Annotated in this window: 12 protein-coding genes; 11 read left to right on the top strand and 1 reads right to left on the bottom strand. The window is 47.6% G+C overall.

Annotation, left to right across the window (positions count from 1 at the left end; all coding sequences use genetic code 11):
• Positions 1 to 2: 2 nt before the first annotated feature.
• Positions 3 to 1,343 (top strand): tRNA (N(6)-L-threonylcarbamoyladenosine(37)-C(2))-methylthiotransferase MtaB, encoded by a 1,341-nt coding sequence (gene mtaB, locus QFZ80_RS19670; protein ID WP_307554982.1) that lies wholly within the window; start codon positions 3 to 5, stop codon positions 1,341 to 1,343.
• A gap of 132 nt (positions 1,344 to 1,475) precedes the next feature.
• Positions 1,476 to 2,159 carry a deoxyribose-phosphate aldolase gene (deoC, locus tag QFZ80_RS19665; protein WP_307554984.1) on the top strand — a complete coding sequence of 228 codons (684 nt, stop codon included), beginning with the start codon at positions 1,476 to 1,478 and terminating at the stop codon, positions 2,157 to 2,159.
• Here the strand turns inward: deoC and QFZ80_RS19660 are convergent.
• Entirely contained in the window at positions 2,122 to 3,153 is a 1,032-nt protein-coding gene (locus QFZ80_RS19660; RefSeq protein ID WP_307560607.1) for a Na/Pi cotransporter family protein, read from the bottom strand. The two genes, deoC and QFZ80_RS19660, sit on opposite strands and share 38 nt — an antisense overlap.
• Here QFZ80_RS19660 and QFZ80_RS19655 point away from each other — a divergent pair.
• From QFZ80_RS19655 to addB, 9 genes are all read left to right on the top strand, one after another.
• A complete protein-coding gene (locus tag QFZ80_RS19655) occupies positions 3,140 to 3,280 on the top strand; it encodes a hypothetical protein (protein ID WP_307554989.1) in 141 nt (46 codons plus the stop codon). The two genes, QFZ80_RS19660 and QFZ80_RS19655, sit on opposite strands and share 14 nt — an antisense overlap.
• Positions 3,280 to 4,650, top strand: a complete 1,371-nt coding sequence (locus QFZ80_RS19650; protein ID WP_307560606.1) for a class I SAM-dependent rRNA methyltransferase — start codon at positions 3,280 to 3,282, stop codon at positions 4,648 to 4,650. The genes QFZ80_RS19655 and QFZ80_RS19650 overlap by 1 nt, the downstream gene beginning before the upstream one ends.
• Before the next feature lie 445 nt (positions 4,651 to 5,095).
• Positions 5,096 to 5,983, top strand: a complete 888-nt coding sequence (locus tag QFZ80_RS19645; protein ID WP_307560604.1) for a TolB family protein — start codon at positions 5,096 to 5,098, stop codon at positions 5,981 to 5,983.
• Positions 5,984 to 6,037: 54 nt separating this feature from the next.
• Positions 6,038 to 7,021, top strand: coding sequence for an aldo/keto reductase (locus QFZ80_RS19640; RefSeq protein WP_307560602.1), 984 nt, complete (start codon positions 6,038 to 6,040; stop codon positions 7,019 to 7,021).
• Positions 7,022 to 7,092: 71 nt separating this feature from the next.
• Entirely contained in the window at positions 7,093 to 7,329 is a 237-nt protein-coding gene (locus QFZ80_RS19635) for an SDR family NAD(P)-dependent oxidoreductase (RefSeq protein ID WP_307560600.1), read from the top strand.
• Positions 7,298 to 7,408, top strand: coding sequence for an SDR family oxidoreductase (locus tag QFZ80_RS19630; RefSeq protein WP_307564166.1), 111 nt, complete (start codon positions 7,298 to 7,300; stop codon positions 7,406 to 7,408). The genes QFZ80_RS19635 and QFZ80_RS19630 overlap by 32 nt, the downstream gene beginning before the upstream one ends.
• Positions 7,409 to 7,574: 166 nt before the next feature.
• Positions 7,575 to 8,690: a citrate synthase/methylcitrate synthase gene (locus QFZ80_RS19625; RefSeq protein WP_307560598.1), complete on the top strand. Its 1,116-nt coding sequence runs from the start codon at positions 7,575 to 7,577 to the stop codon at positions 8,688 to 8,690.
• 31 nt (positions 8,691 to 8,721) lie between these two features.
• Positions 8,722 to 9,204 (top strand): SRPBCC family protein, encoded by a 483-nt coding sequence (locus tag QFZ80_RS19620; RefSeq protein ID WP_307554999.1) that lies wholly within the window; start codon positions 8,722 to 8,724, stop codon positions 9,202 to 9,204.
• 195 nt (positions 9,205 to 9,399) lie between these two features.
• Positions 9,400 to 12,930: a helicase-exonuclease AddAB subunit AddB gene (gene addB / locus QFZ80_RS19615; protein WP_307560596.1), complete on the top strand. Its 3,531-nt coding sequence runs from the start codon at positions 9,400 to 9,402 to the stop codon at positions 12,928 to 12,930.
• The last annotated feature ends 16 nt before the right edge of the window (positions 12,931 to 12,946 follow it).

Raw genomic sequence — 12,946 nt, 5'->3', positions numbered from 1 at the left:
TTATGGCAACGGTAGCGTTTCATACATTAGGTTGTAAAGTAAATTTCTATGATACAGAGGCCATTTGGCAGCTATTCAAAAATGAGGGTTATGAGCAGGTTGATTTCGAGCATACGGCAGATGTGTATGTCATTAATACATGTACCGTTACGAATACAGGGGATAAGAAGAGCCGCCAAATGATTCGTCGTGCGATTCGTCGTAATCCTGAAGCGATTGTTGCCGTAACTGGTTGTTACGCGCAGACGTCGCCAGCAGAAATTATGGCAATTCCAGGCGTGGATATGGTGATCGGGACACAGGATCGGGAGAAAATTATCCCGCTTGTGAAACAATTTGAGCAGGATCGTCAGCCGATCAATGCCGTGCGCAACATCATGAAAACACGTCAGTTCGAGGAATTGGACGTGCCTGATTTTGCTGATCGCACAAGAGCTTTTCTTAAAATTCAAGAAGGCTGCAATAACTTCTGCACCTTCTGCATTATTCCATGGTCACGCGGTCTGATGCGCAGTCGTGATCCGCAAAGCGTTATTGCGCAAGCAGAGCAGCTGGTGGCTGCCGGATATCAAGAAATCGTACTGACGGGTATTCACACGGGCGGTTATGGCGAAGATATTGAAGATTACAGCTTGGCCAAGCTTCTTTGGGATCTGGACAAAGTCGAAGGCTTGAAACGGATTCGTATCTCCTCGATCGAAGCTAGTCAAATTACAGATGAAGTCATTGAAGTTCTGAAGTCCTCGGACAAAATGTGCCGTCATCTGCATATCCCGCTGCAAGCTGGCGATGACCAAGTTCTTGCACGGATGCGCAGAAAATATACAACAGCGGAATTCGCTCGCAAGATCGAACGTCTTCATGAAATCATGCCGGATGTCGCGATTACGACGGATGTCATTGTTGGTTTCCCAGGTGAAACCGAGGAAATGTTCCGGGACGGTTACAAGTTTATGGAGCAAATGAAATTCTCCGAAATGCACGTATTCCCTTACTCCAAACGGACAGGTACTCCTGCTGCGCGGATGGAAGATCAAGTGGATGAGGAAATCAAAAATGCCCGCGTACACGAACTCATCGATCTTTCCGAGAAAATGCAGCTTGCTTATGCACAAAAATTTGTAGGTGAAGTCCTAGAAGTCATTCCGGAACGTACTTATAAAGGTGCTCCTGACAGCGGACTGTACATGGGTTACTCCGATAATTATGTGCAGCTTGTATTCCAAGGCTCCGAAGACATGATCGGCCAAGTTTGCCGCGTTAAGGTAACGGAAGCCGGTGTTAATGAAAGCAAGGGACAGCTGGTTCGTGTTTTGGAAGCGGCTAGTGTCGTGAATTTGTAATGCGTTTCTTTTAAGGCTATAAAACATACCTCTAAACGTAGTCGCTCATCTTGAATGGCTACGCTAGAGGTTTTCTCATTAAAGGGTTTAAATAGGGAATGGTTTCAATAATAAAAAGATGAGGTGCATCAAATGAGTACTTTGAGCGCGAAGGAAATTGCTAAATACATTGACCATACGTTATTAAAACAAGATGCGAGCACAGCCGCGATCCACAAACTGTGTGAGGAAGCTGCACAGCACCAGTTTTTTAGTGTGTGTGTAAATTCTCAGTTTGTTGGAACGGCAAGTAAAGCATTAGAAGGAACGGGTGTCAAGGTTGCTGCTGTTGTTGGCTTCCCGCTTGGCGCAAGCTTGAGCGAAGTGAAAGCATTTGAAGCAGCTAAGGCTGTAGAGAATGGGGCTGCTGAAATTGACACTGTCCTGCCGATTGGCTTATTGCTTGAAGGGCAGTATGACGCTGTTCGTTCTGACATTAAACAAGTTGTGGACGCTGTAAAAGGCAAAGCGATTGTTAAAGTCATTATGGAAACGGGTTTCCTAAATGATGAGCAAAAAGCAGCAGCTTGCCGACTTTCCGAAGAAGCAGGCGCTCATTTCGTTAAAACATCTACTGGCTTTGGTCCTGGCGGGGCTACTGTGGAAGACGTTCGTTTAATGCGCCAAAACGTATCCGATACGATTGGTGTGAAAGCATCGGGTGGTGTTAGAGACTTGCAAACTGCGATTGCTATGATTGAAGCAGGGGCAACAAGATTAGGGACAAGCTCTGGTGTTGCTATTGTGAGCGGAACTCAAGACGCTTCCACATACTAAGATAACATAACGGTAAGGCGAGCAAGGAACATACGATATTGAATATCGTTTGGGAACGGGCGATTTGCTCGGATGCATCATTAGCAAGTAGAGCTGAAAGGCTCACGAGCTGATCGATGAAGGGGTAGAATAGGACCGCGCCTCCGACATTAAGGAGGATATGTGACCAGGCGACGTATCGCCCGGCGCGGGAACTGCTCATCCCGGCGATTAGTGCGGTCACACAGGTGCCGACATTGGCACCGATCGTTATCGCTACGCCAAGCTCGACGGGAATGCCTTGAACGGCTGCGAGGCCCATCGCCATCGCAATGACGGCTGCGCTGCTGTGTACAAGCGCGGTGACCGCGGCGCCGGCGATGACGCCCCACAGCAGGCTGTGCTGCGCCTGGAGCACGAACCAGGCGAACAGACCTCGGGATTGCAAGGCAGGCCCGATGGTTTGCATAATTTCGATGCCGAGCAGCACGAGAGCGAAGCCGCTGACCGCAAGCGACCCGTAGCGGACGCTGCGCAGCCAGCTGCGCCCGCCGATGGTGGCGGGCGAGCCGGTTGTGACCGCGAGTGACTTCGCGGTGGAAGCAGCAGGGGCCCTGCCCTGCGGCAGCGGCCCGGCAAACCAGCTCGCGAGCCAGATGCCGGCGCTCGCGAGCAGCATCGGCACGCCGATGCCACCGAGGCTGAGCCCGATCAGCTCGGTGGTGAGACACGTGCCGATGTTCGTCCCGAGAATGACGCCGAGCGTTCTCGGGAAGGTTAGTACGCCAGCGCCGACGAGTCCGATGGCGATAACGGTAATGGCGGTGCTGCTTTGGAGCGCCGCCGTGAGTACAGTGCCGGTGGCGAGGCCGCGTACCGGCGTGCGGGTAAACCGCTCCAGCCACAACTGGAGGCGGGGGCCTGCCCACTGCTGAAGTGCGGTTTCCATCAGCTTCATACCGAACAGAAATAGAGCTAATCCTGTTAATACAGGGAGTACGATGGCAGTTATCATTGCAGCAGATCTCCTTCGCGAGCTTGCTAATCATTTTTCAACCAATATATGTGACCGTACAGACAAGCATGACAAGCAAGCTGATGAGAGTGAACGGTATCACACAAAAGGACGGCTAAAAGCATAATGGCAGCAGTATTTTTACATAAGAAACGCAAAGCTCGTTTGGAGCAAGGACACCCATGGGTGTACAGAAGTGAAATCGAGCGTGTAGATGGTGAGATCGAACCAGGACAACTAGTGCCTGTTCAAACACATCTTGGTCAATACCTAGCAACGGGTTATTATAACGAGGCTTCCCAAATTACAGTCCGAATCGTATCCTTTAAACCGCTTGAAGCGATGACAACGGAATTTTTTGTTGAGCGGTTTACGCGCTGTTTTCAGCATCGCAAGCGCTTTGTAAAAGATGCACAATCTTATCGCTTGGTTTATGGTGAAGCCGACTTTTTGCCGGGACTCATTGTGGATAAATTTGAGGATACGCTGGTTGTTCAGCTTCTTACCATGGGAATGGATCGCTGTAGAGAGCAAATCGTAGCGGCTTTGGTTCAAGTCATGAAGCCGACTGGTATATTTGAACGCAGTGATGTTTCGATTCGTGAGTTGGAAGGCTTGAAACAGACGAAGGGCTTGCTGTACGGCGAGTGTCCCAAGCATGTTGACATTTTGGAAAATGGTCTACGCATTCGCGTTGACATTGAAGAAGGTCAGAAAACCGGCTACTTCTTTGACCAAAGAGAGAATCGTGCAGCCATCGCTCCCCTAATGACAGGATGGGGCCATCGCAGCGGAATTGAACTGAAAGTGGTTGAGGAGGATGGCGTGAGCCAGACACTCCCTGTAAATGCGAATGGCAAAGTGGTTTCCTTTCCATATTGGGACGGCGCGTCGGTGCTGGAATGTTTCTCCCATACAGGCAGCTTTACGCTAAATGCCTGTAAATTCGGTGCGAAAAAAGTAACCTGCCTCGATATTTCGGAGCATGCGATTGAAAGTGCGCGTACGAACGTTGCGCTAAACGGTTTTGAAGAACGCGTAGAGTTTGTTGTCGCAGATGCTTTTGAATACTTGCGTACACAAGTCAGAGGCTTGGATGAGCGTAAGGTTCGTGCCCATGCTGGCAGCGGTAAAGCTAAAGTGGATACGTCGAAGCCGGTTGCAGAAGGTGGACGGACTTGGGATGTGGTCATTCTGGATCCTCCCGCTTTCGCAAAAACGAAGAGCGCCGTTGAAGGTGCCTGCCGCGGCTACAAGGATATTAATTTGCACGGCATGAAGCTTGTGAACGAAGGTGGCTACTTGGTAACAGCGAGTTGTTCCTATCACATGCACCCTGAGTTGTTCCTAGAAACCATTCACGCGGCGGCGACGGATGCAGGTAAAATTCTGCGTTTAATAGAGTTCCGTGAAGCAGGTATGGATCATCCTCGCATCCTCGGTGTAGATGAGGGACATTACTTGAAGTTTGCTATCTTTGAGGTACGAAGTAAGTAGAAAAAAAGGACAGCCCCTTTATTAAGTGGTGGCTGTCCAAAAAGTAGTCGAGGATATCTGAGAGATAGGCCGTACACGCAGAGTTTGCCGACCTGTGACGCAATGATGAAAAGTATCGTTACAGCATTAAAACGATGGTTGAGCTCCCTTGCAACAATGTAAAACATCGTTCCATCAATCCTTTATGAACAGGTATTCGCCTAACGATGTAAAACATCGATGCAGCAATCGCAATACTACCTCAACTTGAATCTAACGATGAAATACATCATTGCAGCAAAAGTGCCTAACCCTTTCAGGTTAAGGCCTTTTTGTCTATAACCAAGGATGGAAAGAAGGTAAAACAAACGAAACACTTGAATACATACATACCCAATGTAATTTTTGATCTCCTTAGAGTGCGATCCCACTTCAAACAAAGATATGGAAATGGAGAAAACTGCAAATGAATACGTTAAAGCAACCTAATAAAATCTTAGGTCGAAATGTGATTAGTACCCTTGAAACCGTGGATATTCAGACTGGAGAACGAAAGGCATTGGCCCAATTCGACGAGCTTATTGAAGCGCCAAATTGGACCATTGATGGTAAACGGCTCATTTATAACAGCTTAGGTCGCCTCTATTCCTTCGACATTAGCATACTAGAAAGTACGATTATCGATACGAGATATGCCACGCAATGTAACAATGACCATGTACTCTCACCTGACAATACTCAAATCGCGGTAAGTCATCATACACAGGAGGATGGTCATTCGCGCATTTATGTATTGCCCTTAAAGGGCGGCAATCCAGTTCTCATCACACCAATGGCACCCAGCTATCTGCATGGCTGGTCACCAGATGGCAGCACATTAGCATACTGTGCCGAGAGGAACGGCCAGTATGATATCTACACCATTCCTGTAACCGGCGGTGTTGAAACGCAGCTGACTGATTCTCCTAGTCTTGACGACGGTCCCGAATACTCGCCGGATGGAAAGCACATTTGGTTCAACTCAGTCCGTACTGGCCTTATGCAGGTATGGCGAATGAATGCCGACGGCAGTGAACAGACGCAAATGACATTTGATGAAAGCAACAGCTGGTTCCCGCATGTCTCTCCCAATGGAGAATCCGTAGCCTTTATTTCTTACTACAAGGATGATGTCGCCCCTGGAGACCATCCTGCGAATAAGCATGTAGAACTTCGACAGATGTCTTGTGCTGGAGGAGAATTTCGCACACTAGTTAAGCTGTTTGGAGGCCAGGGTACAATCAACGTCAATTCTTGGTCGCCCGATAGCAAGCAGCTGGCATTTGTCAGCTATCAGCTAAAGAATATTGATTAGATAAGCCGAATTATCATCACACAATTGTGAATTAACACGAAGGAGGAGAGGCGTATGAGATATCGTCAATTAGGAAACACAGAGCTTCAAGTTAGTGAAGTTAGCTTCGGTACATGGGCAATTGGTGGCGGATGGGGGCACGCAAATGATGATGAAGCGCTGAAAGGTTTACATCAGGCTATGGATGCGGGAGTAAACTTTTTTGATACGGCTGATGTTTATGGCTCGGGCCATGCGGAAGAGCTTTTAGCTAAGGCCACCAAAGGAAAAGAAGATGACGTTTATGTTGCAACAAAGTTTTGCCGCGCCGGCGATATTCACGATCTTAGTACGTATTCTGAGGAGTCAGTGCGTCAATTTTGTGAGAGCAGCTTGAAAAGATTGAATCGGGAAAGAATCGATCTGTATCAGATTCACTGTCCGCCGCTTTCCATCTTGAAGGATGGTCATGTGTTCGAGGTACTTGAGAAGCTAAAGACAGAAGGCAAAATCCGCCATTATGGGGTGAGCGTAGAGACGGTTGAGGAAGGTTTGTTCTCTATGGGTATTCCTGGTGTTAAGGCGCTTCAAGTCATTTACAACCTGTTCCGCCAAAAACCTGCCGAAGCATTATTTCCGCAGGCGAAAGCTGCGGGCGTAGGGATCCTCGTAAGATTACCGTTAGCAAGCGGATTACTGACCGGAAAATTCACAGAAACCAGCACATTTGCTGCGGATGACCATCGGAGCTTCAATGCAGACGGTGCACAGTTCAACGTAGGTGAAACGTTTGCGGGACTGCCATTCAATAAGGGAGTTGAGCTGGCGAGAGAACTGGCTTGGATTGCGGAAGGCCGTGGAAATATGGCCCGAGCTTCCATGCGCTGGATTCTGGACAATCCGAACATTACTTGTGTAATTCCAGGGTTTAAAAACGAACTTCAGGTAGAGGACAACCTCGGTACGGTTCATGTTCCATCGTTCACGACAGAGGAGCTAGAACGTACCCAAAGCTTTTATCAAGATAAAGTGAAAGATCATATTCGGGGGCCTTATTAAGATGCATTATAATGTCTTAGTCCTCAAAAAGATGGCTGGGTAATAATGCATCCGATTTAGGCGGACTTGATGTGCTAGTTAATAATGCAGGAATTATGCATAATGCTGATGTATTAGAGCTTACGATAGAGCAGTTTCAACGAGTGATTTCCGTTAATCTAGGAGGGGCATTTCTCTGTTCGCAAATCGCAGCTCTCTTCTCGGAAGGAAATCGTTGTTCATTCGGAAACAGATCGAAAGCAGCACCCAGCAGGCAGGGTCGGGAAACCGGAGGATATCGCGGCTGCTTGTCTATACTTATCCAGTGAAAAGGCTGGATTCATCACCGGTCAGAATCTAACGATTGATGGCGGGATGAGCGTTAAAATGATTTACGAAGAAGAATAGTACGATCATAAATGATGTCATATCGATAAATTTATATGATTGATACATATAATTTATTGAATTTTATTTATCGATTTGAAAGAAAACTCCAATTGGATGAAACTGTCATTACCGACTAAGATAAGGGGAGAACGATTTGACTTCTTATTGAAAGGAAGATGACAGTATGGCATCCGTAACTGGTTTAGAAGGCATTATTGCGGCAGAAACCGAATTGTCTTTGGTGGATGGGGAGAAAGGATATCTCGTATATCGCGGGCACGAGGCTAAGAAGTTAGCTATGGATAAGAGTTTCGAGGAAGTGGCTTATTTACTCTGGCATGGTGAGCTGCCTACAGAGGAGATACTTGTCAATTTCAGAGCCCAATGGTCGGCGCAACGGCGTTTGCCTGAAACTTTGAAATCGGCCTTAAATTTGCTGCCATTGGAATGCGATATGATGAGTGTGTTGCGTACCGCGATCTCGTTTCTAGGAACAGAGTCCGTGAAGGAAGCTGCTTGGCCTCCCCGATATGAATCCATCTTGGCATATACAGCTTTGCTGCCAACCATTATTGCTTATAAATATCGGCAGTCATTGGGACTTCAGCCCATAGAACCTAATCCGGAGCTCGATCATGTCGCCAATTATTTGTACATGCTGACTGGAACAGTACCACAGCCTGTACATGTGAAGGTGTTAAAAGCTTATTTCATATTAGCAATGGAACATGGGATGAATGCTTCTACGTTTGCAGGACGTGTAGTGCTGTCTACACAATCTGATATTGCTTCAGCTCTCTGCGCATCGATTGGCGCGATGAAAGGGCCTCTTCATGGCGGAGCACCATCTGAAGTCCTTCATATGCTGGATGAAATAAGAACCAAAGATCGTGCGGAAGCTTGGTTGATTGAACAGCTGAAATCGGGCAATCGGCTGATGGGTTTTGGGCATCGAATTTATAAAACGAGCGATCCTCGAGCGGAAGCACTAAGGCACATCATGACAGAATTAGCCTCAGAGGATCCATGGTTCGAACTTGCTATTCACGTTGAAAAGCTGGCCGTCGATTTGTTGGCTGTCTATAAACCTGGACGGAAATTGTATGTGAATGTGGAGTTTTATGCAGCAGCTGTTATGCGGGCTATCGCCTTACCGAAATCTTTATTTACACCCAGCTTTACAGCATGCCGTATGGTCGGTTGGACGGCTCATCTACTAGAACAAGCAAGCTGTAATCGTATTTTTCGGCCGCAATCGGTCTATATCGGTGAGATGCCAACTACCCTCCAACAGACATAAAAACAGTTTTAGATGAGGAGGAATAAAGAATATGTTAGCTTCCATACAAAAAGTTGAGGGTGGCTATATCGCTCGCTTCGATCGTCCATTGAATCATTCCATTGAGAAAGTCTGGGCTGCTTTAACGGAGAATGATAAGCTTGTCAGATGGATGTCTAATCTCCAAGTTGAGGATCTTCGCATCGGGGGAAATATCAAATTCGATATGAAGGACGAATCAGGGACATTTATCGATATGAAAATTGCAGATTTCCAGCCATACTCCGTCCTCGAATTCGAGTGGGGTGATGATCGTGTTCGCTTCGAATTATATCCAAAGCCGGAAGGCTGTTTACTCGTATTAAAAGAGTTTATTAGCGCATTAACCGATCATACACCCAAAGATTTATCTGGATGGCACATTTGCCTCGATATGATGTACGCTTTATTGGATGGACACTTCATGGACTTTCCAAAAGGCGAATGGGAAAAGTGGTATGAAAAATACAAAATAGCAGTCAGCAGGATAGATTAGAAAAAAATCATATGAGACATGTAAGCTGATCTCTCGGTCCTAATGACGAGGGAACAGCTTATTTGTTCTAGCGAAAGCCCATCATCTCCCACACCTCTTTTCTACCAAAAGTATGATAGAATAGGAGAGATATGAGAACAAAGTATATGCTTACGAAGCAAGCTTTCTAAGGAAAACTTTAAGGAGGCCCTGTATATGTCCATTCGATTCGTAATCGGCAGAGCCGGAAGTGGCAAAAGCGAACGCTGCCTCACAGAGATGAAGCAGCATTTGGCGGCAGAGCCGGAAGGTCATCCGCTTATTTTACTCGTTCCTGAGCAAGCAACGTTCCAGGCGGAGCATGCGCTTGTCTCTGATCCTAGTATTCGTGGTATGATCCGCGCTCAGGTGTTAAGTTTTCACCGTTTGGCGTGGCGTGTCATGCAAGAAGAAGGCGGCACAGCGAGGCTGCCCATTGATGATACAGGCAAGAAATTGCTGTTAACCAGCATTTTACATAAATATAAAGACGAGCTTCACCTATTCGGTCATTCGGCGGAGCAAATGGGGTTTGTCGATCGGCTGAATCAGCTTTTCACAGAAATGAAACGGTATTGTGTAACCGCTAAGCAGCTGGAAGAACACGAGAATAGACGTGTCATTACGCTCGGAGAGAGCGGCTTGCTGCGTGATAAAATGCATGACATTCAGCTGGTTTATCGGCAATTTGAATCTGAGCTTTCCCGTCAGTATTTGGACGGAGAGGATTATTTAACGCTTTTGGCGGAGCAAATACCGAATTCCGCTTATTTGCGGTCGGCATCGGTATGGATTGATGGTTTTCACGGCTTCACGCCGCAAGAGTTTGCGGTGCTTGGCGCGCTTTTTGCTGCGTGCAAACAGGTGACGGTGACACTTTGTCTTGATCGTGAGCTGCAGGCTGGGGATACGCCCGATGAGCTGGATTTGTTTCACCCTACAGCGACGACGATGGTGCGCATGCAAGAACTCATATGGAAGCTTGGTTTACCGGCAGCTGAAGTTCATCTCATGGCTCCTGAAACTTCGCCGCGCTATGAAGATAGTCCGGCTTTAGGCTATTTAGAGCGGAAGTTTGATCGACGTATTGGTGGCGGTGCTGGGCTATATAAGCCTGCGCCAAACGAGAAATTAAGCGACCAGCTTGTTATTAGGGAGGCTGTTCATCGCCGTGCTGAGGTTGAGGGTGCTGTGCGGGATATGCTGATGCTGGTTCGTGAACAAGGAGTTCGATGGCGGGAAATTGCTGTCATGGTACGGAACATGGATGGCTATCAGGATTTGTTAAAAGCGGTTTTGACCGATTATGACATTCCTCACTTTTTTGACCAAAAGCGGTCAGTCCTCCATCATCCACTCGTTGAATTCATTCGCTCGGCCTTGGAAGTTGTGCAGCATAATTGGCATTACGATGCCGTATTTCGGTGTGTCAAAACGGATCTGCTGCTGCCAATGGAAGCAGCTTCCCAGCGGACGGAGCTGGATAAATTAGAGAATTATGTACTTGCGTTCGGCATTCAAGGGTACAGATGGACGGATGGCAAGCCATGGACCTTTAAATTTCGAGCTAATCTGGAGCAAGCGGACGATGGTGTACAGGAGCAAACGGCAGAGCTGCAATCCTTAAACACGAGCAAAGCGTGGGTTGTAAGACCGCTCCTTGCCTTTTCGAAACGTTTACAGCAAGCAAGCTCCGTTAAAGAGCAGGTTGAAGCGCTATATGAGCTCCTGGTCACTGTACAGGCTCCTGAGAAATTAGAGTCTTGGAGTGGGCAAGCGATCCAAGATGGGAAGCCAGAAAAAGCGCGAGAGCATGGCCAAATGTGGGATAGTATCATGGATATGCTGGATCAATTGGTAGAGACGATGGGGGAAGACGACCTGAGTCTGGAGCTTTTTAACGGACTTATTGAGACCGGTATGGAGAGTATGAAGCTAGGCTTAGTGCCGCCTTCGATGGATCAGCTATTGATCGGAAGCATGGACCGTACACGTTCCAGCGGGATTCGATATGCTTACATTTTAGGCGTCAACGATGGGGTGATCCCTGCTCAAATGGATGAAAAAGGCGTCCTTACGGAAGCGGAAAGAAGTGTACTGACAGAGTCAGGCTTGCCAATGGCAGATGGCAGTCGCCGCAAGCTGCTGGACGAGCAGTTTATTGTGTATACATCGCTAACCGTACCAGGCAAAAGGCTTTGGATGAGCTACCCGCTTGCCGATGAAGAAGGAAAATCACTTCTGCCATCAGAGCTAATCAAGCAGATGCGTCAGCTTTTTCCGGGGACAGAAGCCCCGCTTTTACTTGCTGAACCAGCAGCTGAATCGCCTGAAGGCGAGCAGGCGGCATATATTTCGCATCCCATTCAAGCTATCTCCTATTTGGCTGTCCGCATGAAGCATTGGATGTTAGGTGGACGAATGGCTGACCTTTGGTGGGAAACGTACAATTGGTATGCCGAGCAGCCGGTGTGGCAGATGAAGCTGCAATCGTTAGTTCAGGCGCTGCAATATACGAATAAAGAGAATGGCCTCAGTTTAAAGACAAGCAAGCTTCTATATGGGCAAAATTTACGTGCGAGTGTATCGAGAATGGAGAAGTATGTGGCTTGTCCTTTCTCGCATTTTGTGTCCCATGGCTTAAGACTGCAGGAAAGACGGGTTTATCGATTAGATGCTCCGGACATTGGACAATTGTTCCACGCAGCGCTAAATCAGTTTGTCCAAAAGCTCCAGCAGGATCAACTTGACTGGGGTTTGCTCACAGCTGAGCAATGCATGGAGCGTTCCGCACAGGTCGTGGACGAGCTCGCGCCAAGGCTACAAGGAGAAATTCTGTTAAGTTCAAGCCGTTATGCTTACATAGCAAGAAAACTAAAGCAGGTTGTAGGCAGAGCAGCAGTTGTGCTCGGTGAGCATGCCAAGCATGGGCAGTTCCAGCCACTGGGGCTGGAGATTGATTTTGGACCTGGCAAAGAATTGCCGTCACTGACCTTCGAGTTAGATAATGGCTGCACCATGGAAATTATCGGTCGGATTGACCGAGTGGATCGAGCGGATGGCGAGCAAGGCGTTCTTTTGCGCGTTATTGACTATAAATCAAGTCAAACCTCCTTGCAGTTATCTGAGGTGTATTACGGTCTTTCCCTTCAAATGCTGACGTATTTGGACGTCATTATTACTCATGCGGAGCAGTGGCTGGGCATTGCAGCGAAGCCGGCAGGCGTGCTTTATTTCCATGTGCACAATCCGATGCTCCAGCAAAAAAATGCGCTCGATCCCGCAGAAGTGGAGAAGGAGCTTCGCAAACGTTATAAAATGAAAGGCTTAATCACCGCTGATGCGGAAGTAGCCGTTATGATGGACGATGAGCTGGTGAAGAGTGCCGGTCACTCCCAGCTTATCCCAGTTGCCTTGAAGAAGGACGGAAGCTTCTACTCAACCTCTTCGGTAGCAACGGATGAACAGTGGGATACACTTCGTAAATATGTGCGGAAACAGGTTAAACAGATCGGAACGAGTATCACAGATGGAACTGTGGATATTGCTCCGTACCGTTTGGGTAAAAAAACAGCCTGTCTGCATTGCTCGTATAAATCGATTTGTCAATTTGATCCATTATTTGAAGGCAATGAGGTTCACCAGCTCAAACAACGGGGCAAAGATCAGCTTTGGTCCGATCTAGAGCAAAACGTGAACCAATCCTAAAGGCAGAAAGGAGCGT

Source organism: Paenibacillus sp. V4I7 (assembly GCF_030817275.1).
In the GTDB taxonomy this organism is placed as follows: Bacteria; Bacillota; Bacilli; order Paenibacillales; family NBRC-103111; genus Paenibacillus_E.
This window is presented reverse-complemented; position numbering and strand designations above follow the sequence as displayed.

Bases quoted from the DNA above. Each gene is read 5' to 3' on its own strand.
- mtaB (WP_307554982.1), top strand. From the start codon at position 3: ATGGCAACGGTAGCGTTTCATACATTAGGTTGTAAAGTAAATTTCTAT.
- deoC (WP_307554984.1), top strand. From the start codon at position 1,476: ATGAGTACTTTGAGCGCGAAGGAAATTGCTAAATACATTGACCATACG.
- addB (WP_307560596.1), top strand. From the start codon at position 9,400: ATGTCCATTCGATTCGTAATCGGCAGAGCCGGAAGTGGCAAAAGCGAA.
- QFZ80_RS19640 (WP_307560602.1), top strand. From the start codon at position 6,038: ATGAGATATCGTCAATTAGGAAACACAGAGCTTCAAGTTAGTGAAGTT.
- QFZ80_RS19645 (WP_307560604.1), top strand. From the start codon at position 5,096: ATGAATACGTTAAAGCAACCTAATAAAATCTTAGGTCGAAATGTGATT.
- QFZ80_RS19620 (WP_307554999.1), top strand. From the start codon at position 8,722: ATGTTAGCTTCCATACAAAAAGTTGAGGGTGGCTATATCGCTCGCTTC.
- QFZ80_RS19660 (WP_307560607.1), bottom strand. From the start codon at position 3,153: ATGATAACTGCCATCGTACTCCCTGTATTAACAGGATTAGCTCTATTT.
- QFZ80_RS19655 (WP_307554989.1), top strand. From the start codon at position 3,140: ATGGCAGTTATCATTGCAGCAGATCTCCTTCGCGAGCTTGCTAATCAT.
- QFZ80_RS19625 (WP_307560598.1), top strand. From the start codon at position 7,575: ATGGCATCCGTAACTGGTTTAGAAGGCATTATTGCGGCAGAAACCGAA.
- QFZ80_RS19650 (WP_307560606.1), top strand. From the start codon at position 3,280: ATGGCAGCAGTATTTTTACATAAGAAACGCAAAGCTCGTTTGGAGCAA.